General features: G+C 37.0%; 25 protein-coding genes. 11 read left to right on the forward strand and 14 right to left on the reverse strand.

The genetic code is table 11. The features are described 5' to 3' along the window. Nucleotides 1–2: 2 nt before the first annotated feature. From RIB54_RS01945 to RIB54_RS01960, 4 genes are read left to right on the forward strand one after another with little or no spacing between them, the layout of a single operon-like run. A complete protein-coding gene (locus RIB54_RS01945) occupies nt 3–512 on the forward strand; it encodes a DUF4442 domain-containing protein (RefSeq protein WP_350064122.1) in 510 nt (169 codons plus the stop codon). A gap of 28 nt (nt 513–540) precedes the next feature. After that, nucleotides 541–1,017: an Mpo1 family 2-hydroxy fatty acid dioxygenase gene (locus tag RIB54_RS01950; protein WP_350099038.1), complete on the forward strand. Its 477-nt coding sequence runs from the start codon at nt 541–543 to the stop codon at nt 1,015–1,017. A 10-nt stretch (nt 1,018–1,027) separates the two neighbouring features. After that, nucleotides 1,028–1,954 (forward strand): GNAT family N-acetyltransferase, encoded by a 927-nt coding sequence (locus RIB54_RS01955; RefSeq protein WP_350099039.1) that lies wholly within the window; start codon nt 1,028–1,030, stop codon nt 1,952–1,954. Continuing rightward, the gene (locus tag RIB54_RS01960) at nt 1,947–2,807 is read left to right on the forward strand and encodes a glycosyltransferase family 2 protein (protein WP_350099040.1); all 861 of its coding nucleotides are present in this window, start codon (nt 1,947–1,949) and stop codon (nt 2,805–2,807) included. The genes RIB54_RS01955 and RIB54_RS01960 overlap by 8 nt, the downstream gene beginning before the upstream one ends. Nucleotides 2,808–2,810: 3 nt before the next feature. On the opposite strand, the gene rsgA is transcribed toward RIB54_RS01960, so the two are convergent. The 3 genes from rsgA to RIB54_RS01975 are packed head-to-tail and all read right to left on the reverse strand — an operon-like array spanning nt 2,811 to nt 5,656. Beyond that, complete coding sequence (gene rsgA, locus RIB54_RS01965; protein WP_350099041.1) at nt 2,811–3,731, reverse strand: ribosome small subunit-dependent GTPase A; 921 nt, start codon at nt 3,729–3,731, stop codon at nt 2,811–2,813. After that, nucleotides 3,728–4,966 carry a 3-deoxy-D-manno-octulosonic acid transferase gene (locus RIB54_RS01970; protein ID WP_350099042.1) on the reverse strand — a complete coding sequence of 413 codons (1,239 nt, stop codon included), beginning with the start codon at nt 4,964–4,966 and terminating at the stop codon, nt 3,728–3,730. Before RIB54_RS01970 ends, rsgA begins: the two co-directional genes overlap by 4 nt. 60 nt (nt 4,967–5,026) lie before the next feature. Continuing rightward, a complete protein-coding gene (locus RIB54_RS01975; protein WP_350099043.1) occupies nt 5,027–5,656 on the reverse strand; it encodes a peroxiredoxin in 630 nt (209 codons plus the stop codon). A gap of 204 nt (nt 5,657–5,860) precedes the next feature. Between RIB54_RS01975 and RIB54_RS01980 the strand changes: the two genes are divergently transcribed. Further along, nucleotides 5,861–6,919: a DUF6588 family protein gene (locus tag RIB54_RS01980; protein WP_350099044.1), complete on the forward strand. Its 1,059-nt coding sequence runs from the start codon at nt 5,861–5,863 to the stop codon at nt 6,917–6,919. Between the two features lie 65 nt (nt 6,920–6,984). On the opposite strand, the gene RIB54_RS01985 is transcribed toward RIB54_RS01980, so the two are convergent. Beyond that, nucleotides 6,985–7,758 (reverse strand): enoyl-CoA hydratase-related protein, encoded by a 774-nt coding sequence (locus RIB54_RS01985; RefSeq protein ID WP_350099045.1) that lies wholly within the window; start codon nt 7,756–7,758, stop codon nt 6,985–6,987. Between the two features lie 153 nt (nt 7,759–7,911). On the opposite strand from RIB54_RS01985, the gene RIB54_RS01990 reads away from it, so the two are divergent. Further along, the gene (locus RIB54_RS01990; RefSeq protein WP_350099046.1) at nt 7,912–8,376 is read left to right on the forward strand and encodes a low molecular weight protein-tyrosine-phosphatase; all 465 of its coding nucleotides are present in this window, start codon (nt 7,912–7,914) and stop codon (nt 8,374–8,376) included. On the opposite strand, the gene RIB54_RS01995 is transcribed toward RIB54_RS01990, so the two are convergent. After that, the gene (locus tag RIB54_RS01995; RefSeq protein WP_350099047.1) at nt 8,373–9,617 is read right to left on the reverse strand and encodes an aspartate kinase; all 1,245 of its coding nucleotides are present in this window, start codon (nt 9,615–9,617) and stop codon (nt 8,373–8,375) included. The genes RIB54_RS01990 and RIB54_RS01995 overlap by 4 nt on opposite strands. Nucleotides 9,618–9,709: 92 nt before the next feature. On the opposite strand from RIB54_RS01995, the gene fbp reads away from it, so the two are divergent. Then, nucleotides 9,710–10,702 carry a class 1 fructose-bisphosphatase gene (gene fbp / locus RIB54_RS02000; protein WP_350064780.1) on the forward strand — a complete coding sequence of 331 codons (993 nt, stop codon included), beginning with the start codon at nt 9,710–9,712 and terminating at the stop codon, nt 10,700–10,702. Nucleotides 10,703–10,704: 2 nt separating this feature from the next. Here fbp and RIB54_RS02005 read toward each other — a convergent pair whose 3' ends face one another. From RIB54_RS02005 to yihA, 3 genes are read right to left on the reverse strand one after another with little or no spacing between them, the layout of a single operon-like run. After that, nucleotides 10,705–11,019, reverse strand: a complete 315-nt coding sequence (locus RIB54_RS02005) for a hypothetical protein (RefSeq protein WP_350064778.1) — start codon at nt 11,017–11,019, stop codon at nt 10,705–10,707. Beyond that, nucleotides 11,019–11,483 carry a DUF5606 family protein gene (locus RIB54_RS02010; RefSeq protein ID WP_350064776.1) on the reverse strand — a complete coding sequence of 155 codons (465 nt, stop codon included), beginning with the start codon at nt 11,481–11,483 and terminating at the stop codon, nt 11,019–11,021. The genes RIB54_RS02005 and RIB54_RS02010 overlap by 1 nt, the downstream gene beginning before the upstream one ends. A gap of 41 nt (nt 11,484–11,524) precedes the next feature. Further along, nucleotides 11,525–12,127 (reverse strand): ribosome biogenesis GTP-binding protein YihA/YsxC, encoded by a 603-nt coding sequence (yihA, locus tag RIB54_RS02015; RefSeq protein WP_350099048.1) that lies wholly within the window; start codon nt 12,125–12,127, stop codon nt 11,525–11,527. A gap of 204 nt (nt 12,128–12,331) precedes the next feature. Here yihA and RIB54_RS02020 point away from each other — a divergent pair, with 204 nt between their 5' ends. From RIB54_RS02020 to RIB54_RS02035, 4 genes are all read left to right on the forward strand, one after another. Continuing rightward, on the forward strand, nt 12,332–14,386 hold the full coding sequence (locus RIB54_RS02020; RefSeq protein ID WP_350099049.1) for an OmpA family protein: 2,055 nt from the start codon (nt 12,332–12,334) through the stop codon (nt 14,384–14,386). Nucleotides 14,387–14,485: 99 nt separating this feature from the next. Continuing rightward, on the forward strand, nt 14,486–15,208 hold the full coding sequence (ubiE, locus tag RIB54_RS02025) for a bifunctional demethylmenaquinone methyltransferase/2-methoxy-6-polyprenyl-1,4-benzoquinol methylase UbiE (protein WP_350064770.1): 723 nt from the start codon (nt 14,486–14,488) through the stop codon (nt 15,206–15,208). After that, nucleotides 15,157–15,894: a type IX secretion/gliding motility protein PorT/SprT gene (porT, locus tag RIB54_RS02030; protein WP_350064768.1), complete on the forward strand. Its 738-nt coding sequence runs from the start codon at nt 15,157–15,159 to the stop codon at nt 15,892–15,894. The genes ubiE and porT overlap by 52 nt, the downstream gene beginning before the upstream one ends. Beyond that, nucleotides 15,895–16,656, forward strand: a complete 762-nt coding sequence (locus RIB54_RS02035) for an SDR family NAD(P)-dependent oxidoreductase (protein WP_350099050.1) — start codon at nt 15,895–15,897, stop codon at nt 16,654–16,656. It abuts the gene before it with no gap. Here RIB54_RS02035 and RIB54_RS02040 read toward each other — a convergent pair. From RIB54_RS02040 to RIB54_RS02065, 6 genes are all read right to left on the reverse strand, one after another. Further along, on the reverse strand, nt 16,641–17,282 hold the full coding sequence (locus RIB54_RS02040) for an alpha/beta hydrolase (RefSeq protein ID WP_350064764.1): 642 nt from the start codon (nt 17,280–17,282) through the stop codon (nt 16,641–16,643). The genes RIB54_RS02035 and RIB54_RS02040 overlap by 16 nt on opposite strands. A 57-nt stretch (nt 17,283–17,339) precedes the next feature. Then, nucleotides 17,340–17,768, reverse strand: coding sequence for a hypothetical protein (locus RIB54_RS02045; protein ID WP_155179450.1), 429 nt, complete (start codon nt 17,766–17,768; stop codon nt 17,340–17,342). Between the two features lie 18 nt (nt 17,769–17,786). Continuing rightward, on the reverse strand, nt 17,787–18,683 hold the full coding sequence (locus RIB54_RS02050) for a hypothetical protein (RefSeq protein ID WP_350064760.1): 897 nt from the start codon (nt 18,681–18,683) through the stop codon (nt 17,787–17,789). A 91-nt stretch (nt 18,684–18,774) separates the two neighbouring features. Beyond that, nucleotides 18,775–21,912 carry an ATP-binding cassette domain-containing protein gene (locus tag RIB54_RS02055; RefSeq protein ID WP_350099051.1) on the reverse strand — a complete coding sequence of 1,046 codons (3,138 nt, stop codon included), beginning with the start codon at nt 21,910–21,912 and terminating at the stop codon, nt 18,775–18,777. Between the two features lie 58 nt (nt 21,913–21,970). After that, nucleotides 21,971–22,333 (reverse strand): DUF1987 domain-containing protein, encoded by a 363-nt coding sequence (locus RIB54_RS02060; protein ID WP_350064756.1) that lies wholly within the window; start codon nt 22,331–22,333, stop codon nt 21,971–21,973. 36 nt (nt 22,334–22,369) lie between these two features. Continuing rightward, entirely contained in the window at nt 22,370–22,900 is a 531-nt protein-coding gene (locus RIB54_RS02065) for a SiaB family protein kinase (RefSeq protein WP_350064754.1), read from the reverse strand. Nucleotides 22,901–22,976: the final 76 nt, after the last annotated feature.

Consider the following 22,976-nt stretch of genomic DNA (forward strand, 5'->3'; position numbering starts at 1 on the left):
TTATGGATACAACTAAAATTGTTCAGAAAGCCAAGACATCTTCTTTTTATCTATGGCTACTCAATGCGGGTTTGAATCGCATGATACCTTTTAATAAACCTCATGGGTTTAAGGTGGTGGAGATCACGGATACAACTATTAAAACAAAGCTTCCTTATAAACGAGGAAATTTCAATCATATTAAAGGTTTGCACGCTTGTGCACTTGCCACATTATCAGAATTTTCCACAGGATTTTTAATGATCTCCCGGCTTGATCCTAAAAAGTATCGCATCATTTTAAAAACATTGGAAATGGAATATCATTACCAGGGCAAGATGGATGGCTTTGGGAATTTTGAAATCAATGACCAATGGTTGGAAGAAAAGATTTACAATCCTTTGAAGGAAAATGAATCTACTGTAGTGATCTGTGAAATTAAGATCCATGATACTGAAGGTAATCATCTGACTACTGGCAAGGTGCATTGGCAGGTGAAGTCATGGGATAAAGTAAAAACAAAGTTGAATTAGCCGCCTTCAATTTGTAAATTGTAATACTATGAGAAAAATTGATGAATTACTTTCTGAATATGGTGAAAGTCACCAAAACAGCACGAATAAGGCTATACACTGGATTTGTGTGCCTGCAATCTTCTTCAGTATTGTTGGTTTAATCTGGTCAATTCCTAGTGGTTTTTTACACAGCAATCTATCTGTCAGTCCATATGCTAATTGGGCAACTATAATCTTGGTTCTTGTTCTTGCCTACTATATTGCACTCTCGTGGTCTTTGGCTTTAGGCATGGCCGCGTTCTCAGTATTATGTCTTTTTCTGGCTAATCAACTAGCAGCAATAGGCATAGCCCCATTATGGCAGTTGTCACTTGGCATATTCGTTATAGCCTGGATAGGACAGTTCTATGGCCATAAAGTTGAAGGGAAGAAACCTTCATTTTTGAAGGATATCCAGTTCCTAATGATCGGCCCCGCATGGCTAATGCACTTTATTTATAAAAAAATTGGCATTCCTTATTGAGGCAAAGTAGATGCTGAGTTTTGAAGTTCCTGAAGGGTATAGGTTTGATTTTGAAGAATATCTATTTAATACAGAGCGCCACAGGCTGACTCAGGCTAAGGATGGGTGGAAAAGCTTTTATTGGCTTGATAAAAAGAGGAAACTTGTAAAAGCTTCTTTTCATGTTCATGTTGATGGAAATGTTGCCAGAAGTCCTTATAGAGCTACTTTTGGAGGTGTTGATTTCTCATCCAACATGTCACAAAAGCACTTGACTGTATTTATTCAGAGCGTTGAGAAGTTTCTGATGGATATTAACATTCAGACTTTTCAGATTATTATGTCTCCTCAACATCATAATAACTCAAGTTTCTCCAAACACTTTCAGGCCTTAGTTGATAACGGATTTGGAAATTTAAAATCAGACCTAACTGCCGTTATTAAAATAAATAGTAACTCTTTTGAATCCAGAATTAGCAATTCTGCCAGACTTAATTTAAAGAAGTCTAAGAACCTCATATTTTCAAGACATGATAAAGAACAGTATACAGAAATCTATGATGTGATTAAAGAAAGTAGAAAGGAAAGAGGTTACGAGATATCAATGACTAAATCACAGTTAATTAAGCTGGCAGAGCAAATAGCTAGCAAAACTCATTTCTTTGGTGTTTATAAGAATGATGTGTTGGTTGGTGGGGCTGTGTGTTTTGAAGTTTCCAATAGAGTTTTGTATGCCTTTTATGTAGGGCACCTTAAGTCATTCGAAACTTTAAATCCAACGGGATATTTGTATAGTCAGGTATACAAATTCTGTCAGGAAAATAATTTCGAGCTACTAGATTTGGGTACATCCGCTGAAAATGGAAAGACGAAATTCAGCCTATTGGAATTCAAACAATCTATTGGTGCAGAACCTTCACTGAAACTGACTTTTTCTAAAAAAAAATTAGATGACTGATTCTCAACCATTAGTTTCTGTTATCGCACTCTGCTATAACCATGAAAGGTTTGTCAGAGAAGCCATTGAGTCTGTTTTGAATCAGACTTATCCGAATATTGAATTAATAGTTGTAGATGATGCCAGTACCGACAGTAGTCATAATGTAATTGAGCAGCTGACTAAAGAGTATCCCCAAATAAAATACATCCCATTGGAAAAGAATATTGGCAGTTGTGCAGCTTTTAATACTGGTTATAAAGCCTCAAAAGGTGATTTTATCATTGACTTTGCAACTGATGATATTTTGCTGCCGACACGAATTGAAAGGGGGGTTTCATCACTTCAAAGTGGCGGGGATGACGTTGGGGTTAATTTTAGCAATGCTCATATTGTTAATGAAGGCAATGTTGTTTTAAACAAATTTTACGAAACCAATAGCGAAGGAAAAGCACTTCAACCTCCGCCAGAAGGTGATATATATTCCATGCTGGTTAAAAGGTACTTTATTTGCCCACCTACTTTGTTTTCAAAAAGAGAGGTCTTTGATCATTTGGGTGGCTATGATGAAAATCTCACTTATGAAGATTTTGACTTTCTCGTACGCTCTTCGAGAAAATACAAATATTGCTATACCGATGAGGTTCTGGTACATAGAAGGATTTTACCTAACTCTATGTCTACTAAACAGTATGTTTATAAGAGTGATCAGATGTACAGCACGTTGGACATTTGCAAGAAGATTAAAAAAATGAATGCCACCTCAGATGAGCACAAAGCATTAAGGAGTAGAATTTACTATGAAATGCGCCAGAGCATTAGAACTGGAAATTTAAAGCTGTTTTTTAAATATTTGAAGTTGCTATTCAAATAAATATCAACGCCTGTTATCGTCATTTTCCAGCATGCTCAAGTAGCTTTTGTATCTGCTTCCTGCAATTTGACCTTCTTCAATGGCAATTTTGATAGCACAACCAGGTTCATGGGTATGTTTACAGTTATGGAATTTGCACTCTCCAATAAGCTCCCTCATTTCTGGAAAGTAATCTGAAATTTCATCCTGTTCCATATCAATGAGGCCAAGCTCTTTAATTCCCGGAGTGTCGATAATAAATGTATTTTCCCCCAAATCAAACATTTCTGCAAATGTGGTAGTATGAACCCCCTTATCAGAAAATGAAGAAACATCCGATGTTTTTAGATCGAGGTTAGGGGCAATACAGTTGATGAGGGTAGACTTACCAACCCCGGAGTGACCTGAGAAAAGGCTTTTTTTGCCACTTAGCTTTTCTTTTATTTCTTCAATACCTGTTTTTTTGGTTGCTGATGCCACTAAACAATCAACCCCTATTTTTTGGTATAGCTCAATATACTCATCTTGCTTCCTCAGCTCTTGTGGGCTTAACAGGTCACTTTTGTTAAAGATTATAATTTGGGGAATCCTAAACGCTTCTGCAGAAACCAGAAACCTGTCAATAAAACCCAGAGATGTTCTCGGAAGCGTTAAAGTGGCTACCAGGATAGTCTGATCAATATTGGCTGCAATTATATGGCCCTGGTTTTTATTCTTTATTGATTTTCTAATGATATAGTTATCCCGATTTTGAATGGCATAAATCAGGCCTTCAGTTTCATTGGCTTCTAAGTCGAACTCCACATTGTCGCCAACCGCTATGGGATTGGTAGTTTTAAAACCAGAAAGTCTCAGCTTTCCTCGCGTTCTGCAGGCATATGTTTTACTATCTTCTGCAAGTACATCATACCAGGAGCCTGTAGAGCGAATAACTAACCCTTTCATGGTTGAATTAACTTCTTGCAATATTCAAAAATCTTATCTGTCGCTCCGGTATTGTCTTTTACGTAATCCATATTCACCTGACCCGCTATTTGTATTGCTGTATCTTCCATAAATATGGCGAATTGATCTTGCAATTCAGTATAGCTGCCAACCGCAACTGCCCCGCCAAGGTTGATGAGTTCGACTGCCTCATTAAATTTCTTGTAATTTTTGTTGCCAAAGAAAATGGGCACTCCGTAAGTAGCAGCCTCTAAAATGTTATGTAACCCCGCACCAAAAGCCCCTCCTACAAAGGCGTATTCTCCATAAGCATACAAGCTTGACAATAAACCAATATTATCAACAAGAAGCACATCTTCGTCTCCTATGGACTCTTCCAATTTGGAGTATCTAATGGTTTTTCGCATACATTCCTTTTCCAATTTACTAATGGTTCCGCCCTCAATTTCATGTGGTGCGATGATAAACTTCATGTCCGAAGCGTTGATAAAAGGCAGTAGCACTTCAATGTCTTCTGACCAGCAGCTGCCAACGACCATTATTTTTTTGTTCGCCTTAAACTTTTTAACCTGAGGCAGTTCTTTTTTGTTTTTTGCAATAGCGGCCACCCTATCAAATCTGGTATCACCTGAAATGCTCACCTGATTTACACCATGTTTTTCTAATAGTAATTTCGTTGCTCTATTCTGAGCAAAAAAATAGGTGACATTTTTTAGAATGTTGAGATAGAACCAGCCATAGGGCTTAAAATAGATCTGGTCAGGCCTGAAAATAGAAGAGGTTGATATGATAGGGATATTCCTGTCTTTCAGGGTTTTAATAAAGAAATGCCAGTATTCATATTTTACAAAAAGAGCAATATCTGGTTTTACAATGTCAATAAATTTTCTTGCATTACTTTTTGAATCCCAGGGGAGATAAAAAATATAGTCAGCATGTTCATAATCTTTTCTCACTTCATAGCCCGAAGGTGAGAAAAAGGTCAATAGAATCTTATGATTGGTAAATTGACTTTTAAACTTTTCTATTATCGGTCTGCCCTGCTCAAACTCACCAAGGGAGGCGCAGTGAAACCATACTATAGGAGCATTATTATTTGATAGCTTTTTTTTGATTTTATCAGTAAGTCTACGCCTGCCTTTTACAAACAGTCGGGCTTTTGGGCTGAAGAGCGCTAAAACAGTAGCACCGAAGCGATAGATGAGGAGACTAAACCGATAAAAAATAAGCGCCATGAGCGCAAAAATAAAAACCCTGACGGTACCGTCAGGGTTTTGATTGAAATTAATTATTTCTTAGTGTGAAGCAAGGTATGAAGCTACACCATCACGAGTGGCTTGCATAGCGTCTTTTCCTTCTTCCCAGTTAGCAGGGCAAACTTCACCATGCTTCTGAACATACTGCCAAGCGTCAACAACCCTGATCATTTCCTGGATATTTCTACCTAGTGGCAGGTCATTGATTGTTTCATGTCTTACTATACCTTCTTTGTCAATAAAGAAAGTTCCTCTAAAGGCTACAGGGGCACCTTCAAAAGTAAGCTCGCCTTCTTCAGTATATCCCCAGTCACCTGCAAGTACACCAAAATTAGAAGCAACAGTCTTGGTAGAATCTGCAACTAATGGATAAGTAACGCCTTCAATACCACCATTGGCTTTAGGAGTCATTAACCATGCAAGGTGTGTTTCTTCAGTATCGCAAGAGCAACCAACAACAGCTACATCTCTTTTTTCAAATTCAGCTAGTTGTTCTTGGAAGGCAAGAATTTCAGTTGGGCATACAAAAGTGAAATCCTTTGGGTAAAAGAAGAACATTACTTCTTTTTTGCCAATATAATCAGTTAACGAAAATGATTCTACAATTTCTTCACCGTTGATCACGGCTGGAGCATTAAATACAGGAGCCTTTTTTCCTACTAATGACATAAAAAACTAATTTTTAATTTTATAAAACATATTCAACTCTATGAATAGCAGCCTTTGCTATTGCGGCTGCAAACTTAGGAATTGGAGTTGCTCCAGCCTAACCCATGGTTACTATAGTGGCATAAAAAATATCTATCGAACAATAATATTTACCTATATACTGATTTTAAGTAACTTAGCGTCATTTATAAATTTTAAATCAATATGAAGATAAGAGTTGGTCTTTCGTTTTTAGTTTTTTGTTTAATCTCTAATGTGTCAAAGGCACAGGATGATTTAGATGTTTTTTTAGAATCCGGCATTGAAGATGCAAATAAACTTGCTCAAGGATATTTAGAGCCTTTCTTAGGAAGCTTCAGTAGTGGTTTGACTGGAGGCTGGTATAATACAGCTAAAGCACATAAATCTGCTGGATTTGATTTGACAGTTACAGCCAATGCTGTTTACATTCCAAGTGACCAGTATTTTTATAGGGCGGAATTCAACAATTTGACCTATGACCCTGCTGGCCCACAAGTTTCTCCAACTATTTTTGGACCCGAGGGTGGAAATGCTCAACCCACTTATAATTATTCTTTTACAGAAGAAGGACAGACTTTTGAAGGTTCATTTCAGGGGCCAGAAGGAATAGGCCTGAAAGAAAATTTCCCTATTCAGGCGATGCCAGTTCCAATGGCTCAGTTAGGTATTGGTATTGTTAAAAATACAGATATTAAGATACGTTGGACACCTAAGATTGACTTAGATGATAATAGTGATTTCAAATTAATAGGGTTTGCTGTAATGCACGATGTGAAACAGCACATACCAGGTATAAAAGACTTGCCGTTTGATCTTTCAGCATTAATTGGATTTACAGACATATCAATAAACTATGACCTTGCTGCTGAGAGCGAGTCTCCTGGACCAGGTGCTGCTAATGAGGTTATTACTGAAAATGGTAAAGGGGTTGTAGATATGAATGCGTGGACTGTACAAGGTATCATCTCTAAAAAATTCTCTGTACTTACACTGTATGGCTCATTGGGTTATAATATCGTAAAGTCTGAAATGGGACTTAAAGGAGACTACCAAATAATGGACGATACAGGCTTAACAGCTGAAAGGGAATATACGAACCCTATACTTGTAACTTACAAACAGAGTGGGCCTAGAATGACTGCTGGTTTCCGTTTGAAATTAGCAATAGTTACTTTGCATGCAGATTACACTTTACAAAAGTATAATACTCTTTCAGTAGGTTTTGGTTTTGCTGTTAGATAAGCTTACCAATCTTTAATAAAACATTTAACCTTACTAAGCTTTAAAAGCTTAGTAAGGTTTTTCATTTATTTCCCTTTATAATCGGGTTTCCTTTTTTCTATAAAAGCCTGCATCCCTTCTTTCTGATCTTCAGTGGCAAAAGCCAAGTAGAAATTCTTTCTTTCAAAAGTTAAGCCTTCATCCAAGTGGGTTTCAAAAGACCTGTTAACTGCTTCCTTGGCTAATTGCGAGGCGATAGGAGACATTTGTGCAATCTCCTTAGCTAGTTGAGTAGCTTCATACATGTACATTTCTACCGGCACAACTTTGTTTACTAGTCCATATTGCTGGGCTTCTTCACCTGAAATGAACCTTCCTGAAAGTACGAGTTCCATTGCCTTGGCTTTGCCAATGGCTTTTGTTAGTCTCTGTGTGCCTCCGGCACCGGGCATTACGCCAATTTTTATTTCAGGCTGTCCAAATTTGGCTGTTTCAGAGGCAATGATCATGTCGCAAGTCATGGCCAACTCACAACCACCTCCCAAGGCAAAACCACTAACGGCAGCTATCAATGGCTTTTTGGTTTTTCTAATTTGATCCCATGTGCTAAACTGATCTATTTTAAGCATATCTATGGCTGTTTTATCGGCCATTTGCTTGATGTCAGCCCCTGCCGCAAAGGCCCTTTCATTTCCTGTGATAATTATTGACCTAACATTATCATCACTATCTAGTTCTTTAAGAGCATCTCTAAGTTCGCCCATAAGTTGAAGATTAAGGGCATTGAGCTCATTTGGTCTGTTAAGTTCAATCAGGGCGATATATTTTTCGTATTGGGGGTTTACTTTTATAAATTCCATTGTTCGTAGGTTTTAACACAAAGTAAAAAGAAAAGCCGCCTTTTTTGCAAAGGCGGCTCAAAACTAACCTATTTGACAGGTATAAAAAGTGCTATGACCTTTTTATACTTTTGATTTAAGAATTGTAACCTTGGATATTCTAATTATGATATTATGAAAAAAGTTCTTTTTGTCTGTTTAGGAAATATATGCCGGTCTCCATTGGCCGAAGGTTTGGCAAAGCATTTAGCTAATGAAAAAGGTGTTTCGGATCAGTTTTATTTTGATTCCTGTGGCACCAGCCGATATCACATTGGTGAACAGCCAGATGACAGAACCTTAAAAAATGCCGCCAATAATGGAATTAAACTGGATCATCAGGCCCGACAGTTTGAAAAGAAGGATTTTCGTGATTTTGAATATATATTGGCCATGGATGCGGCCAACTTATCAAATATAAAAATTTTGGATCAGGCTAAGCAATTTGGAGATAAACTGTATCTAATGCGGGATTTCGATCCTAATAATCCTGGTGCGGATGTTCCAGATCCATACTTTGGAGGTGAACAAGGGTTTCAAAATGTATATGATATTCTGGAAAGATCAGTCAATAATTTTATTGAAACCGAACTTATTTAGTTTCCAATAAGCGCTCTGTAATTGTTTCTGGAAATCTGCTCGAGCAGAATTTTCTTACCTTTTCTATATTCATCAATCTGATTTTGTTGATAGTTTTTAATGGTTACTAATACCAATCCTGTGTTATACCTGATTTCAAAATGATCTTTCATGTGCTCTAATAGGGCCTCTACCTTGTCTGGCCGGTAGTCAATAACAATTGAAAATGAAATCGCAGAGTTTTGCATGATATTGATTTTAATATCCAGTTTAGCCAGTTCACCAAATATCAGGCTGAGGTTTTCTTCATTGATAAAAGTAAAGTCTATTACTCTAAAGGATACCAAACACTGATCCGTTTTAATAATAGTTGTAGGAAGTACTGCCTCCAGTTCACACTGATGAATTATTGTTCCGGGTTCATCAGGATGATCAAAGCTTCTTACATAAAGTGGAATATTTTTATTGGCTAGCGGTTTAATGGTTTTAGGGTGAATAACCGAAGCACCGTAATAGGTCATTTCTGCTGCCTCTTTGTAAGGCAATTGATTAAAGAGCTGCGCACCTGCCACCAATTTAGGGTCGGCATTTAATATTCCAGATACATCTTTCCATACCGTAACAGAATCTGCATTGAGGCATGTAGCAAATACTGCTGCCGAAAAATCGGAACCTTCTCTACCCAAAGTTGTGGTTTTTCCATTTTCAGCATTACCAATAAACCCCTGGGTTAGGACAATACCTTGATCAAGTACACTATTTAACTTGTTGATTTCTGCTTGTGAGTCGGCCCAATTAACATAAGCAGCCCTAAAATTGTCATCGGTACGTATATGATTACGACTATCCACCCATTTTGTGTTTATGCCAGTTGAATTCAAATACCTGGCAACTATGGTTGACGACAAAAGCTCACCCTTAGAAACCACCTGATCATAATGCTCGTCATAAGAGGCCTCTGAAACCAGGGCTTTATCCAGATCGCTAAAAATGCTGCTTAATTGTTCAATTAGGGTGGCCTCCGATTCAAACAACTCGGCAACAATGTTGAGGTGGTACTCTTTAAGTAGCCTTATTTCATCCGCTATCGACTCGTCCTTCCTAGATTTAGATAAAATGTTTTCAAGGGCATTGGTCGTTTTGCCCATGGCAGAAACTACAACAAGGAGGCGTTCGTTACTGTATTTCTTAATTATTGAAGCCATATTTTTTATGGCTTCAGCATTTTTTATTGACGCACCCCCGAATTTAAATACTAACATCTTCCGCAACCGATTGAAACATTAATTTAATCTTATAAATTTGCAGCAAAATAGCAGTTTAATATCTAGATTTTAAAGACTCCCAACCTTTTATGGAAGATTCGCGGATTGCCTTGCCCATAGGTACTACCCTTGACAGGTTTATTAAGAAAAAGCAGGATGAATTTCAGTACGCATCTGGTGAGCTTTCGCAGCTCCTTAGGGATATAGCCCTTGCCGGAAAGGTTGTGAACAGAGAAATTAATAAGGCAGGTCTTATTAATATCGTTGGGGCTATTGGAACACAGAATGTGCAAGGTGAGGATCAGCAAAAGCTGGATGTTCTTGCTAATATTCGTTTTACAAGGGCATTATCTAAAGGGGGAGAGGCTTGTGCTGTAATTTCTGAAGAAGATGATGAGATTGTAGATTTAAATAATCATGGCAGATATGTCATCGCCATTGATCCTTTGGATGGCTCCTCTAATATTGATGTCAATGTTTCAATTGGAACTATCTTTTCTATTTTCAGAAGGGTGACACCAGTCGGCTCTCCTATTCAGGAAATTGATGTTTTACAGAAAGGTTCTGAACAAGTAGCAGCAGGGTATCTACTCTATGGGTCTTCTACTATGTTGGTTTATACAACAGGTCATGGAGTGAATGGGTTTACCTATGAGCCTTCGTTGGGCGAATATTTTCTTTCACATCCAGATATGTCAATCCCAGAAAATGGCTCTATTTATTCTATCAATGAAGGATCTTTCAACAGCTTCGCTGATCCTGTTAAGGATTATGTAAAATATTGTAAGGATCAGAAATATTCTGGACGTTACATCGGTTCATTAGTGGCTGATTTTCACAGGAACCTATTGAAAGGAGGGATTTACATTTACCCAGCCACTGAAAAGGACAAAAACGGAAAGTTAAGGCTCATGTATGAATGCAATGCACTTGCTTACATTATTGAACAAGCTGGTGGTGTTGCTTCTACAGGAACAGAAAGGATTCTGGAAATCACACCAAATGAATTGCACCAGAGGGTTCCGTTCTTTGTTGGATCAAAGAATATGGTTGAAGAAGCTATTTCCCGTTTTAAGAAATAGCCTTACTGATTTCTGTATTTTAGGCGTGTCTCTACCTTTTGCAATTCTCGCTCGATAATAAGATCAGTAATAGAATCTGCAATTTTGCCTGGTTCAGCCTCGGCCAGCACTTTTTTTACCTTTTGCTCACTTACATCAATACGATACAGTGCGAGCAATAAACGGGACATATCTCTATCCAGCAGATAAGATACTATCTTTTTTAAGGCAATCTTGAGCTCATCAATTTTTGAAATGCCCTCGGGCAAGTCATTATTCTCAAGAGAAAAGTCTTTAATTATAAGTTGGGTAGTTAAGGCCAGTTTATTTTCTGACATTATTTGCCCTCAGATTTTTTAGCGGCCTTGGCCTTAGATGCAGTCTTTTTCTTTTCTTCTTTTTTCTCTTCCTTGATCAATTCAGGAGCATTAATCAAAACACTTTGGTACCAGTTGATCACTTTTTTAATGTCTGAAACATAAACCCTTGTTTCATCATATTCTGGTATAATATGCTTAATAAATGCCTTTAGCTCATCAGAATCAGATGTTGGTGTTACCCCCAGGTCATCATTGAATTCAGCATACATCTTTTTAAAAACATCCGCCAAGGGAACTGAACCCTCCTGAGTGGTCGTGTATATTGAAATATCACTTAATACGGAAATTCTTTGGGTAGCTCCAGCGATAAGTTTTTGCTTACTCTCATCCAAAGACTCTAAAATAACACCCGTTCTGGTGGGCTTAACAACTTTGAATAATCCACCTTTTCCTGCAACTGAAGCAATTTCACTAAAATCCATAGTTTTCAATTTGTATTAAGAGGGCAAATCTAAAAATTATTTTAAGAATTACTAGTGCTGATAATCTCATCAATATAATTCAAAACTTCTTCACGGCCTTCTTGTGTGGTTGATGAGGTTATAAATGACATAGGCAGCTCAGACCAATATTTTTTTAGCACCCGCTTGTAATGAGCTATAGAAGACTGTGTTTTGTTTTTTGATTGCTTATCAGCTTTGGTAAATATCAGTGAAAACGGTATCCCTTTTTCACCTAACCAATTAATAAATGCCACATCAATTGGCTGAGGCTCCAGTCTGGAGTCTACCAAAACGAAAATATTAAACAGGTTTTCTCTGTCCATAATATAATCATGGATCATTTCGCCCCATTTTTCCTTTTCGGTTTTTGCCACTTTTGCCCATCCATACCCTGGTAAATCTACCAAAAACCACGATTCATCAATTAAAAAATGATTTATCAATTGTGTTTTTCCTGGCTTCCCAGATACTTTGGCTAGCTTTTTATTATTGGTTAGCATATTGACCAAAGAGGACTTTCCAACATTTGAGCGACCTATAAAGGCTACTTCCGGATAGTCTGGCGGAGGACACTGCGTGTGATGGCTACTGCTGGTTACAAATGTTGCTTGTTTTACGGGCATAATGAAAAGGCATTCAAATTGTTAAAATTAAAACATTTAAGTATATTTAGTAGCTAAATAGCAAGGATGTAATTTTTTAGACTTAAAGTAATACTTCAATTCAAATATTAATTTTATAATTGCTTAAATATATAGATATTGACAACCTTGAACTTATTAAGGTATTTTTTAAACTAAGTCACTGACTTGAAATATCATTGTAAAATGTACTCTATCATAAAGTTATTCTTTCTAACAAGCCTATTGCTGATTATTGGCACGAATGTATTTGCACAAGATGAAGATGGCAAGGCAACTGCAAAAACATATATTGAATTGGCAGAAACCATGATGGCAGCTGCGCAACCTATGGTTGATGTAAGGGACATTTATGTTCAAGCTGCTGAGGCTGATCCTACTAATATTGTTGCAAACTGGAGGGCTGGAGATTTTTACATTAAAACTGTAGGGAAGAAAAATGCAGTAAAGTACTTTTTAAGAGTTTTGGAGTTAGATGCAGAGTACAGGTTTGATATTGAATACTGGATAGGGCAGAGCTACCATTTCGGGATGGAGTTTGAAAAGGCGCTGGCTTTTTATAACAGATATAGACAAAAACTCATTGATAGAGATGGATATCGTGGAAGAGATCGAATTGAATTGCCCGAAGTGGATAGAAAAATATTTGAATGTCAGAATGCTATTGAATTTGTAGCTAACCCGGCTCATTATACGATTGTAAATATCGGGAGTGCCATCAATACTGAATATGAAGAATATGGCCCCGTTCTTAACGAGGATGAGACTATCCTTATTTTCACCACAAGGAGAAGGGACGGCAACTTAAATGAGAATGTGTTTTCAGATAACAAACCTTATGAAGATATTTTTATAAGCACTAAAGAAAACGGACAGTGGTCAAGGGCAGAGAATATTGGTAATGTTGTTAATACTCCTTTCCACGATTCGAACCTTGCTTTGTCAGCTGATGGTAGTCAACTTTTTCTTTACAAAGATGAAAACAATGGAGATATCTATCAGTCTGAAAGAAAAGAGGATGGTACCTGGACATTCCCTGAACCTTTGAGCGAGAGTATTAACTCTCAAGGTTTTAAAGAGGCTTCTATTTCACTTTCTCCCGATGGAGACATTCTGTTTTTTGCTTCAGATAGACCTGGAGGACAAGGTGGGATTGATATTTATTATAGCATAAAGGACAGAAATGGAGAATGGGCCAAGTCTAAAAACTTAGGGTCTAAAATCAATACGGAGTATGATGATGACGCACCATTTATAGATTATGATGGAAAAACACTTTACTTCAGTTCTTTAGGACGTAAGGGCATGGGTGGATATGATATTTTTAAATCCACTTATGACAGTGCAGCTGGGGAATGGGGCGAGCCAACAAATCTAGGGTACCCAATTAACACCCCTGATGATGATATATTCTTCGTAAGTACTAAGGACGGTAAAAGAGGTTATTACGCCTCAGTTAGAGAAGATGGACTTGGATTTACAGATATTTATATGGTTACTGTGAAACAAGAAGATGAGGTGGGTGAAACACTTGCCGGTAAGAATGAAACTGAAGTTGAAGAGACTGATAAAGAGCCACAAGACAAAACGAATATTCAGAGCGTAAATAATACTGAGCCAGTAACATTAGTTGTTAAAGTTGTAGATAGTGACAATTCACCACTTGATGCTAAAGTCAGCTTAATTAGCTCTGATAATATGGTGGTAGGAAAGGTGTCAAAAGGAGCCGGGGTTTTTGAGTTTACCACAAGTGCTACGGCATCTAAAAATTATAAGCTATCTGTAGAAAATTCAGGGTACGTGTTTGAAAACATAGATTTATCACTGCCTGCTGCAAGCACAACCGCTCAGACCATCAACCGTACCGTAAGGATGCGCAAGTTACAGATAGGAACAAGGTCAGTCTTGAGAAACATTTACTTTAACTTCGACAAAGCCACCTTCCAAGATAACTCTTATAATGAGTTGAATAAGCTTGAGGGCATGATGGTTGAGAACACAGGCATGCAAATAGAGATATCAGGACATACTGATAATATTGGTACCAAGGATTATAACAAGCAACTCTCACAAAGAAGAGCTAATGCTGTCAAGGACTATCTGGTTAAGAAGGGTATAGATGCCCGAAGAATCACGGCAGTTGGTTATGGAGAAGAGCGACCACTTGCAAGTAACGATGATGAGAAAGAAGGCCGTGAGCTCAATAGAAGGGTAGAGTTTAAAGTTACTGGCGGTAAATAGTATTTCTAGCAACTAAATCATTTCTAGATTGTTGTTCATTAGGATTATCCTTTGCTAAGGAGGATATTTGCATCCTATTTTGAAAATGAATTCCTACACATGACGGTAGTACCTTATAAAGAGAAAGAATCGGGTAAGAAGCAGCAGGTTGCTGAAATGTTCAATAATATCAGTAAGAATTATGATTTCCTCAATCATTTCTTGTCTTTGGGTATTGATATTTTGTGGAGAAAAAAGGCAATTAGATTGCTTAAAAAGGATCAGCCAAAGCACATTCTTGATATAGCAACAGGTACTGGCGATTTTGCCATAGAAGCGTTGGCTTTGAAGCCTGAAAAAATTGTTGGCGTAGATATTTCTGAAGGGATGCTTTCAGTTGGTCGAAAAAAAATGAAGAAAAAGGGGTATGATAGTGTAATTGAAATGCAGCTTGGTGACTCTGAAAAACTTCTGTTTGACGACAATACCTTTGATGCTGTTATCGTTGCATTTGGAGTAAGGAACTTCGAAAATCTTGAAAAAGGTTTGGCAGACATGAATCGGGTAATAAAGGAAGGTGGTAAAGCTGTAATATTGGAATTTTCAAAGCCTACAAAGTTTCCATTTAAGCAGTTATACAATTTTTACTTTAAAGCAATTTTGCCTAAAATTGGTAAAGTAATATCAAAGGATAATGCTGCTTATACTTATTTGCCTGAATCGGTTGAGGCTTTTCCAGATGGAAAGAAGTTCCTCGAAGTTTTAGAAAAAACAGGTTTTAAAAACACTCAATGCAAATCACTAACCTTCGGAGTAAGTTCAATATATATTGGCGAAAAGTAGCATTTATTTGCATTGTACTATTCACTTTAGCTAATCAGGCCTATGCCCAGCGCAATGTGGCTATGAACAATCCAAATTATGATGATAGGTTTTTGAGCTATGGTTTCCTCATCGGGATACACACCACCACTTATCAGCTAAAATATTCTGACCGATTTGTATCTAAGGAACTGGATTCTTTGTATGCCATTTCTCCTTCATGGTCACCTGGTTTTTCCTTGGGTTTTATTGTAAACATGCACTTGTCCGAATTTTTGGACTTACGGCTATTGCCTAAGGTTTCATTTTATGAACATCGTATAGAGTACCTGCGCTTAGATGAGCCTAAAATTGATGAATTAGTGGAGACGACAGTTGTTGAATTTCCATTGCTGCTAAAATATAAGAGTGAAAGGAGAGGCAATTTTAGAATGTATATGGTGGGCGGAGTAAAGCCCGGAATTGAGGCATCTGGCAAAAATGATGTTGATGAAATAAGTAAAGAGAATCTTAATATAAAGTCGTTTAACATGTCATTAGATGTAGGATTTGGCATTGACATGTACTATCCGTTATTTAAATTTTCTCCAGAGATAAGGTTCTCTAAGGGAATGACAAATATGCTTGGGAACAGTGGAAATGAACTCAGCGCAGGCATTGACAGACTAAATACTAATACAATAACCCTATATCTTTTATTTCAATAGATGTCTGAAAAAAGAATTGCATTCATATCTGGAGCTACTTCTGGTATTGGCAAAGCAACTGCTGAACTGCTAGCTCAAAATAACTTTAAGCTTATCATTACTGGCAGAAGAAAAGACAGACTGGAGGAATTGTCTAATACATTAAGTAATCAAACGGAAGTATATACAACCTCTTTTGACATTAGGGATAAAGAAGCTGTTTTTAAAGCAATACAAGAACTGCCAGAGGAGTGGAAACAAGTTGACGTATTGATTAACAATGCTGGTAATGCTCATGGTTTGGGACCCATTCATGAAGGGAATGTAGAGGATTGGGATGCAATGATTGATATCAATGTGAAAGGCCTGCTTTATCTAACCAAGGCCATTACACCCTCTATGATTGAGAGAAAATCAGGGCATGTGGTGAATATTGGATCTATTGCAGGAAAGGAAGTTTATCCTAATGGCAATGTCTATTGCGCTTCTAAGCATGCGGTTGACGCCATTAACAATGGAATGCGAATGGATTTTAACCCTTTTGGAATAAAGGTAACAGCTATCAATCCGGGTCTTGTTGAGACCGAGTTTTCTTTAGTAAGGTTTAAGGGAGATGAAAAACGAGCTGATAATGTTTATAAAGGGTTTGATGCGCTACAAGCAGCTGATATAGCTGATACTATATTATATGTTTTAACAAGACCTGCTCATGTCAATATAAGCGATATGGTGGTGTTCCCAACAGCTCAGGCAGCCTCTACAATGGTTCATAAAAACAACTGATTAAGCGTTTTTTCGTCAATATCATGAACGCCATCAAACCTCATGATCTCGGGTTTCAATTTTAATTTGGCTGATAAACCTTTCATCTCTTCAATTCTTTCTTCCGTAATAAATGGATCAGAATTACCATAAATGTACTTCACAGGCTTGTCCTGAAGAATAGCAGATGCCTTATCAAAATCCATATCTGGAGGAAAAATACCTGCCCATAATATAAGCTGATCAAAATGGATGTAATTATCAGCAACCCAGCGGGAGGCCGTTGCTGAGCCTTGCGAGAAGCCTATTACAGTAACTTTTGTATTTAAGCCTAAAGTATCCTTAAACTCACCATAAATGGCGTTGAGATAGTTGATATAGTTATTAATGTCAGTTAACCTGTCCTCTTTGGTCATCCATGTGGCACCTACACGACCGGTAAAACCTTCTAAGTAATATTTAGATAGTCCTTCTGGAGCAATGATGCAGTTTTTGCCATTAGCTAGAGACTTAAACTTATTAACAAAGTATTTGGCCAACTGCCCATGACCGTGAAGAACAAATATTAGATTGTCAGTAGACTCGTTCAGTTCACCTAGTTGATAATAGCGTGCTTCAAATTGTATATTAATTCCTTTTTCCTGCATAAAAAAATAAGCAGGCTCCTTTCGAAACCTGCTTTTATATTTTAGTTTTAAAGAACCCTACCTTTTAAACCCAAGGGCACTACCTCCGCAGAACTCTGTCGAGTTATCAAATGTATATTGTATATAATAGATGCCCGTTGTGTTACAAGGGTATGCAATTGCTGAAATAAACTGGTTGTTTATTTTGCTACTAGCTACCTGATTTCTATTGCTATCAAATAAACTAACTATAATGCCATCTGTTGACTCACCTGTAGCACATACGTTAATCATGTACTGAGTTCCTTTAGTAAATACATAAGAGTATTCTACTTTTGTTTTAGAACCTCCCTGACCGTCTATTTTATAACTTTTCAAGAAGTTGAAACCAGTAGCCAATTTAGGGATACAAGTGTTTGTGTATTGTTCTGAGTTGCATTGGGCATTTACATTACCCGCAATAAAAAATAAACTCGCTATAAAAATTGAATAAAGTGCCTTTTTCATATTTCGCATGTTTTCCACTTAACTAATAACTTTTTGTCTAATTGAACTAATCAAAGCAGAAATACTTGATACGTTCTCATTAGTGATTTTAATTTCACTTGAACTATTGTCCTTAATAACCATCACTCCATCCACTATCTCAAAAGTTGACTCTTTATATGTGGTTACAATTTCAACATTTTCATATTCTGCTTGTAATTTTTGCATATCTACCAAAAGTGATGCCATATTTTGATCTACCTCCTGATAGAAGCTCAAAAGCAGTACAATGTTTTCTAAAATTATTTTTTGCTCACCTATTGTTTCTCTTAGCTCCTTGTTATCTGGATTCTTAGATGCTACCTGACATGTGATATGCATAGCTTCTAACCAACCACCAGTTAAAAGAAGAACACTTAGATTAGCTCTATTTTGCTCTTGTAAATAATGGTTGATGTTATTGAAGTTTTGAGTGGTAATTAATAATAAAGAATCTAAGTTCTTACTATTAGTTGCCAATCTACCGATAGTCTCAATATCAAAAAACTGCCCAATGCTCAACCCGTCAGCCAATTCCTTGATAGCTGCCATGTAGTCCAATCCATCCTGGTTTTGTTCGTAGATGTTAGTATAACCTAAATCAGTACCATAAATACCCAGGTTGAGAGACTTACGATAGTTACTATTATACTTTGAAAGGTTATCAGCAGAGTTCAAAAAATTCTTGTCGTACTTGGTACCAGATTCTTTGAGAAGTACTGAAATTTCCAATGGAGAAGGAATCTGCTGTATTATACTGCTGATTACTTCTTCTGATATGGCTGGCCCTTCGACTGCAGTCGAGTCCAAACTTTCTAAAAAGGCTTGTTCATCTGGTTTTTTACTTGAATTACAAGCAAAAATAAAAACAGCCATGACCAATGCTAAAATCCTCATATGCACAACTTTTATGATGTAAACAAAATTATGAATTCATTTATCTATAACAAACAATATTATTTGTAATTGCAATATTACTAAAGTACAATTATTTTGACTTTTTACTGCCAATTTTAATTTTACCGAAAGCATTAATTCCTTTTCTCAATGCCTCAAAGTATAAGAAAATATACAGTATCAATGTCATGACCCAAACTACTATAAGATTAAAGGCATACGTACTGAAGTAGGTTCCCAAAAAATATTTTTGCGGAGCAAAAAAGTGAGTACGGTAGTCTAAAAAATTAGAGGGGTTTTTCGGATCGTTATAAATAGGGTTGATCTGTTGAATCAACTCACCATTGTACTCTATTATTCTGTCTTTTTCTGATACATTCATTACCAAGTCGGCTAAACTTTCATTGTAATACTCATTTTTAGCCTGATTAAGGTTGTATTCATATTCTGGGTTGTTCTCAAAGAAATAAACCATTTTTTCCTTTGTAGCAACACTCTTATTGTACACGTCTTGATAATGCTTTTTATAAGCTGCAAAATAATTGGTCAATTGTTGACTAATTACTTTGTTAAAATTTTCCAGCGTCAGCTTGTCAATATCTAGGTCTTCAATGCCTTCTCTGAAAGGTTCTGTCTCAAGATTGTTTCGAATGATCCTTAAGTCTTTTTGTAGAATGTTATTCAATGAATCACTAGCGCCTTCAAGATGCTCTCCAATGAATTGATTTTTTCTTTTTAACTCTTCTACCAGATAGGCCGCTTTAAAATCTGCTTTTGCCTCGGTTTTTTCTATGTCGAAATATGGAGCAGCAAAAGTGTTGTTTTTGAACTGGTAAACCGCCATTGCCTCATAAGTCCATCTGGATGCCATCATATCAGCAACAATAGGCACCTTACCTTTAGTGCTTAGAATATCATTTAGCTTATCGAAGCTAAACAGGAGCCCACTTAAAATCATCTGGGGAATAAGGAGCAAAGGAATCATTACATATACTGTCACTGCCGAGTTAAATGCACTAGATATATTGAGTCCCAGAACATTGGCAAAGCAAGAACAGGTGAACAGGGCAAACCAGAAAGGAAAGGTCATGCCATGGATTTCCAAAATTAAATGTCCGACAACTACAAACATCATAGTTTGAATTGCAGAAAGCAGGAACAGTATAAACAGTTTAGACATCAAATAGCTGTTCCAGCTTAGATTTAGGAATGATTCGCGTTTCAGAATCTTTCTGTCCCTAATTATTTCTTCAGCACTAACTGTCAGTCCCATAAATAAGGCAACAATAATACTCATCAGCATGAATGCCGGAATATTATCGTTGAATCTGAATATATAGCTATCACCAAAAGGGCTGCTCTTATATTTGATAATAAAGGCAAGAATAATCGCCAGTAGGGGAGCCTCCAGCAGATTAATAAGTAAATATTGTTTATTGCTAATTTTGCTCAGTAAATCCCTTGTCGTGAAGATTATGCTTTGTTTGACCTTGTTTGGGATAAACAAAGAGTGAGCAGGCTCCTCATTTAAATCTTCAACTTTTTCAATGGTAAAATGCTCGATAAAGCTGTCATTCCACTGTTGAGGGTTAACTTTTCTTTTATTCGTAAGCTGCCCATATTCATCAACAACTTTTGCTTCAATAATATTGAAAATTTGCTCAGGGTTAACATTGCCACAGGTCTCGCACTGGCCTCGCTGACTATCAACCTGGTTTGTTGCTTTTTTAAAGTATGTGACAGCTTCAACGGGATTGCCATAGAACACAGGGTACCCACCGGTATCCATGATATACATCTTGCTAAACATCTTATAGATATCAGAAGATGGCTGGTGAATTACCACAAATATAAGCTTGCCCTTAAGGGAAAGTTCTTTCAATAAATCTATTACATTTTCAGAATCACGAGAGGATAAACCTGATGTGGGTTCATCAACAAACATAACTGCAGGCTCTCTTATAAGCTCAAGAGCGATATTAAGCCTTTTCCTTTGACCACCACTAATTGTTTTGTCCAAAACACTTCCAACCTTAAGATCTTTTCTTTGATCAAGGCCCAGACTTTCAAGTACACTAAGTACTCTGGCACTAAGATCTTCCTCAGAAAGGTTAGCAAAGCATAGTTTAGCGTTGTAATAAAGGTTTTCATAGACAGTTAATTCTTCAATAAGAAGATCATCCTGAGAGACGTACCCTATTACACCATGAATCTTTTCTTTCTCAGTATTGATATCAAAGCCGTTGATTTTTACACTGCCCACAGTAGGCTGCTCAATACCAGCCAAAACATTCATCAATGTAGTTTTACCAGCACCACTGGCACCCATAATTCCAATAAGTTGTCCGGGACCTTCAGAAATTTGAACGTCACGTAAGCCTAAAGCTCCATTAGGGAACCTGAATTCTGTAATGTTGGCGTTGAATGATAATTTTGCGGTCTGAAGCTCTTCATTAAACAGCGATATTAAGTCACTATAATAAAGTGCAGCACCTAGTGGGGTTTTAACAGTACTACCATGAGAGAATAGGTAAACCCTATTTCTCTGCATAATAAAACCATTCAGTACAATCTGGTCTTTACCAACGTATTTGGTAAAGTACATGTCCACGCTATTAACTTTTAGGAATATAATATTCCCATCAATATCCGTATTAAAATGTTTTGAATGAGTGTCTGAATTTTCGGCTTCCGCTTTTATGGCTTCAACATCATGGGAGTGCTCTCCCTCATTATTAACGATCAGGATATCGTTAAAATTGAGCTCTTTATGATCAACTTTGATAACAAAGCTCTCAATTAGCTTATACTCGTCTTTTACAATGTTGAAAACTGTACTAATGGTATCGATAATTTCCATCCGTTGTGGAGTGAAATTCTTATCAGAGCCTACAAGCTCTAATATCTTTATTAGTACAACTACTTTTTGCTTTTGAGTTAAGGTCTTATTGATCTTTTTACAAAGACCCAAGGTTTTTACAGAGTCTCTAACGGAAGTTAGCTTTCGCTTTTTTTCTCCGTCATCTTCCTCCTTCTTTTCTTCACTTCCTTCCTGGTTGTAACCTACAAACTTGTCATAGAGCTCCAGGTATTCTTTGACAGAATCCTGATCCAGCTCTTGTTGAAAAAAACTTATTACAAACTGCCTCTCTTTCTCAGTAACACCCCCATCTTGTTTGGTGATAATGGCAAAAAGTTGGGTAAGTGCTTTAAGTATTTCCTCACTCATAGGCTAGTTTCTGCTAAAGGCAGATTGTTAACTGCAAAAAATCAGATAAACGAAAAAATTAGTATGTTTTGAACTCAAACGGTATTTCTACAAGCTCAGAAAACTCCTCGCCTGCTTCTTCCATATCTTCATCATCTTCATGGAAGTACCACATGATAGCCATTCCGTCAATATCTTCCAACGCTGAAAGTACGTCAAGAATTAACTTGCTGGAAGCTGTATTAAAATACTCCAGTTTGAACATGAACTCTGTACTTGGATTTGGATCTTGAGAATACTCTTCTATCCAATCAAGAACAGGTTGGTAAAACTCAGCAGAGTCTTCAGGAAGACTTCTTCCGGAAATTTCAAAGATGCCATTACCCTTGTCCAACATGATCTTTGGGGTATCTTCAGTGCCTTCTAAATTTAGTATGTCCATTATATGTTCTATTTTAAATCTTTTGAATCAAATTAATTAAAGTCTTTCGACAGATGCCTTAAGACAGAAGAATGAGCTTGTGGCGTCCAAAGCTACGAAGTCATAGCCTAATTTATTGCCAGACTTACGGGCCATATCAACGAAACCTAGTCCAGCACCACCTTTGTCTGAAATCTCTGTGTTTTTGATGATATTTTTGTAAAGCTCTTTAAGACCGTCCTTATCCAATTCATTGATCTGATCAATTTTTGCTTTAAGGCCATCTATGTTTTCATTCATAATTGGGTTTCCAGAAATAATGATGTACTCATTATCTTGCTTGCCAATCATAAATACTGCCGAGTGATCATTGGCCACAGCATCAGCATGTTTTACGATATTTTGAAGGCATTCAACCATTACATTGAACACTTTTCTTTTTACCGCAGACTCTTCTCCGGAAGAATCCATATTTCTTTCAGCCATGGCTAGAACCGATTTGGTAATTTCTTGAGTGAATTCTCCCTCATAAACCAAAATCAGGTTATTATCCAGCATGGTTTTGTGTAAATCAAAAATATACTTCATAAGTCTTAAAGCGTTTTATCCTAAGTTCTTAAATCAGAATCAATTTTATAAATTAAATAAATCTACTTCAATATCT

The sequence above is a fragment of the Fulvivirga sp. genome, from assembly GCF_040218215.1.
Taxonomy (GTDB): domain Bacteria; phylum Bacteroidota; class Bacteroidia; order Cytophagales; family Cyclobacteriaceae; genus Fulvivirga.

Coding starts and splice junctions, on each gene's coding strand:
- RIB54_RS02005 (WP_350064778.1), bottom strand. CDS start 11,019: ATGTCAGAAAATAAACTGGCCTTAACTACCCAACTTATAATTAAAGAC.
- porT (WP_350064768.1), top strand. CDS start 15,157: ATGCAAATCACTAACCTTCGGAGTAAGTTCAATATATATTGGCGAAAA.
- RIB54_RS01995 (WP_350099047.1), bottom strand. CDS start 9,617: ATGTTAGTATTTAAATTCGGGGGTGCGTCAATAAAAAATGCTGAAGCC.
- RIB54_RS02020 (WP_350099049.1), top strand. CDS start 12,332: ATGTACTCTATCATAAAGTTATTCTTTCTAACAAGCCTATTGCTGATT.
- RIB54_RS02040 (WP_350064764.1), bottom strand. CDS start 17,282: ATGCAGGAAAAAGGAATTAATATACAATTTGAAGCACGCTATTATCAA.
- RIB54_RS01990 (WP_350099046.1), top strand. CDS start 7,912: ATGAAAAAAGTTCTTTTTGTCTGTTTAGGAAATATATGCCGGTCTCCA.
- fbp (WP_350064780.1), top strand. CDS start 9,710: ATGGAAGATTCGCGGATTGCCTTGCCCATAGGTACTACCCTTGACAGG.
- RIB54_RS02055 (WP_350099051.1), bottom strand. CDS start 21,912: ATGAGTGAGGAAATACTTAAAGCACTTACCCAACTTTTTGCCATTATC.
- RIB54_RS02065 (WP_350064754.1), bottom strand. CDS start 22,900: ATGAAGTATATTTTTGATTTACACAAAACCATGCTGGATAATAACCTG.
- RIB54_RS01950 (WP_350099038.1), top strand. CDS start 541: ATGAGAAAAATTGATGAATTACTTTCTGAATATGGTGAAAGTCACCAA.
- ubiE (WP_350064770.1), top strand. CDS start 14,486: ATGACGGTAGTACCTTATAAAGAGAAAGAATCGGGTAAGAAGCAGCAG.
- RIB54_RS02035 (WP_350099050.1), top strand. CDS start 15,895: ATGTCTGAAAAAAGAATTGCATTCATATCTGGAGCTACTTCTGGTATT.
- RIB54_RS01960 (WP_350099040.1), top strand. CDS start 1,947: ATGACTGATTCTCAACCATTAGTTTCTGTTATCGCACTCTGCTATAAC.
- RIB54_RS02050 (WP_350064760.1), bottom strand. CDS start 18,683: ATGAGGATTTTAGCATTGGTCATGGCTGTTTTTATTTTTGCTTGTAAT.
- rsgA (WP_350099041.1), bottom strand. CDS start 3,731: ATGAAAGGGTTAGTTATTCGCTCTACAGGCTCCTGGTATGATGTACTT.
- RIB54_RS01945 (WP_350064122.1), top strand. CDS start 3: ATGGATACAACTAAAATTGTTCAGAAAGCCAAGACATCTTCTTTTTAT.
- RIB54_RS01980 (WP_350099044.1), top strand. CDS start 5,861: ATGAAGATAAGAGTTGGTCTTTCGTTTTTAGTTTTTTGTTTAATCTCT.
- RIB54_RS02045 (WP_155179450.1), bottom strand. CDS start 17,768: ATGAAAAAGGCACTTTATTCAATTTTTATAGCGAGTTTATTTTTTATT.
- RIB54_RS01975 (WP_350099043.1), bottom strand. CDS start 5,656: ATGTCATTAGTAGGAAAAAAGGCTCCTGTATTTAATGCTCCAGCCGTG.
- RIB54_RS01985 (WP_350099045.1), bottom strand. CDS start 7,758: ATGGAATTTATAAAAGTAAACCCCCAATACGAAAAATATATCGCCCTG.
- RIB54_RS01955 (WP_350099039.1), top strand. CDS start 1,028: ATGCTGAGTTTTGAAGTTCCTGAAGGGTATAGGTTTGATTTTGAAGAA.
- RIB54_RS01970 (WP_350099042.1), bottom strand. CDS start 4,966: ATGGCGCTTATTTTTTATCGGTTTAGTCTCCTCATCTATCGCTTCGGT.
- yihA (WP_350099048.1), bottom strand. CDS start 12,127: ATGCCCGTAAAACAAGCAACATTTGTAACCAGCAGTAGCCATCACACG.
- RIB54_RS02010 (WP_350064776.1), bottom strand. CDS start 11,483: ATGGATTTTAGTGAAATTGCTTCAGTTGCAGGAAAAGGTGGATTATTC.
- RIB54_RS02060 (WP_350064756.1), bottom strand. CDS start 22,333: ATGGACATACTAAATTTAGAAGGCACTGAAGATACCCCAAAGATCATG.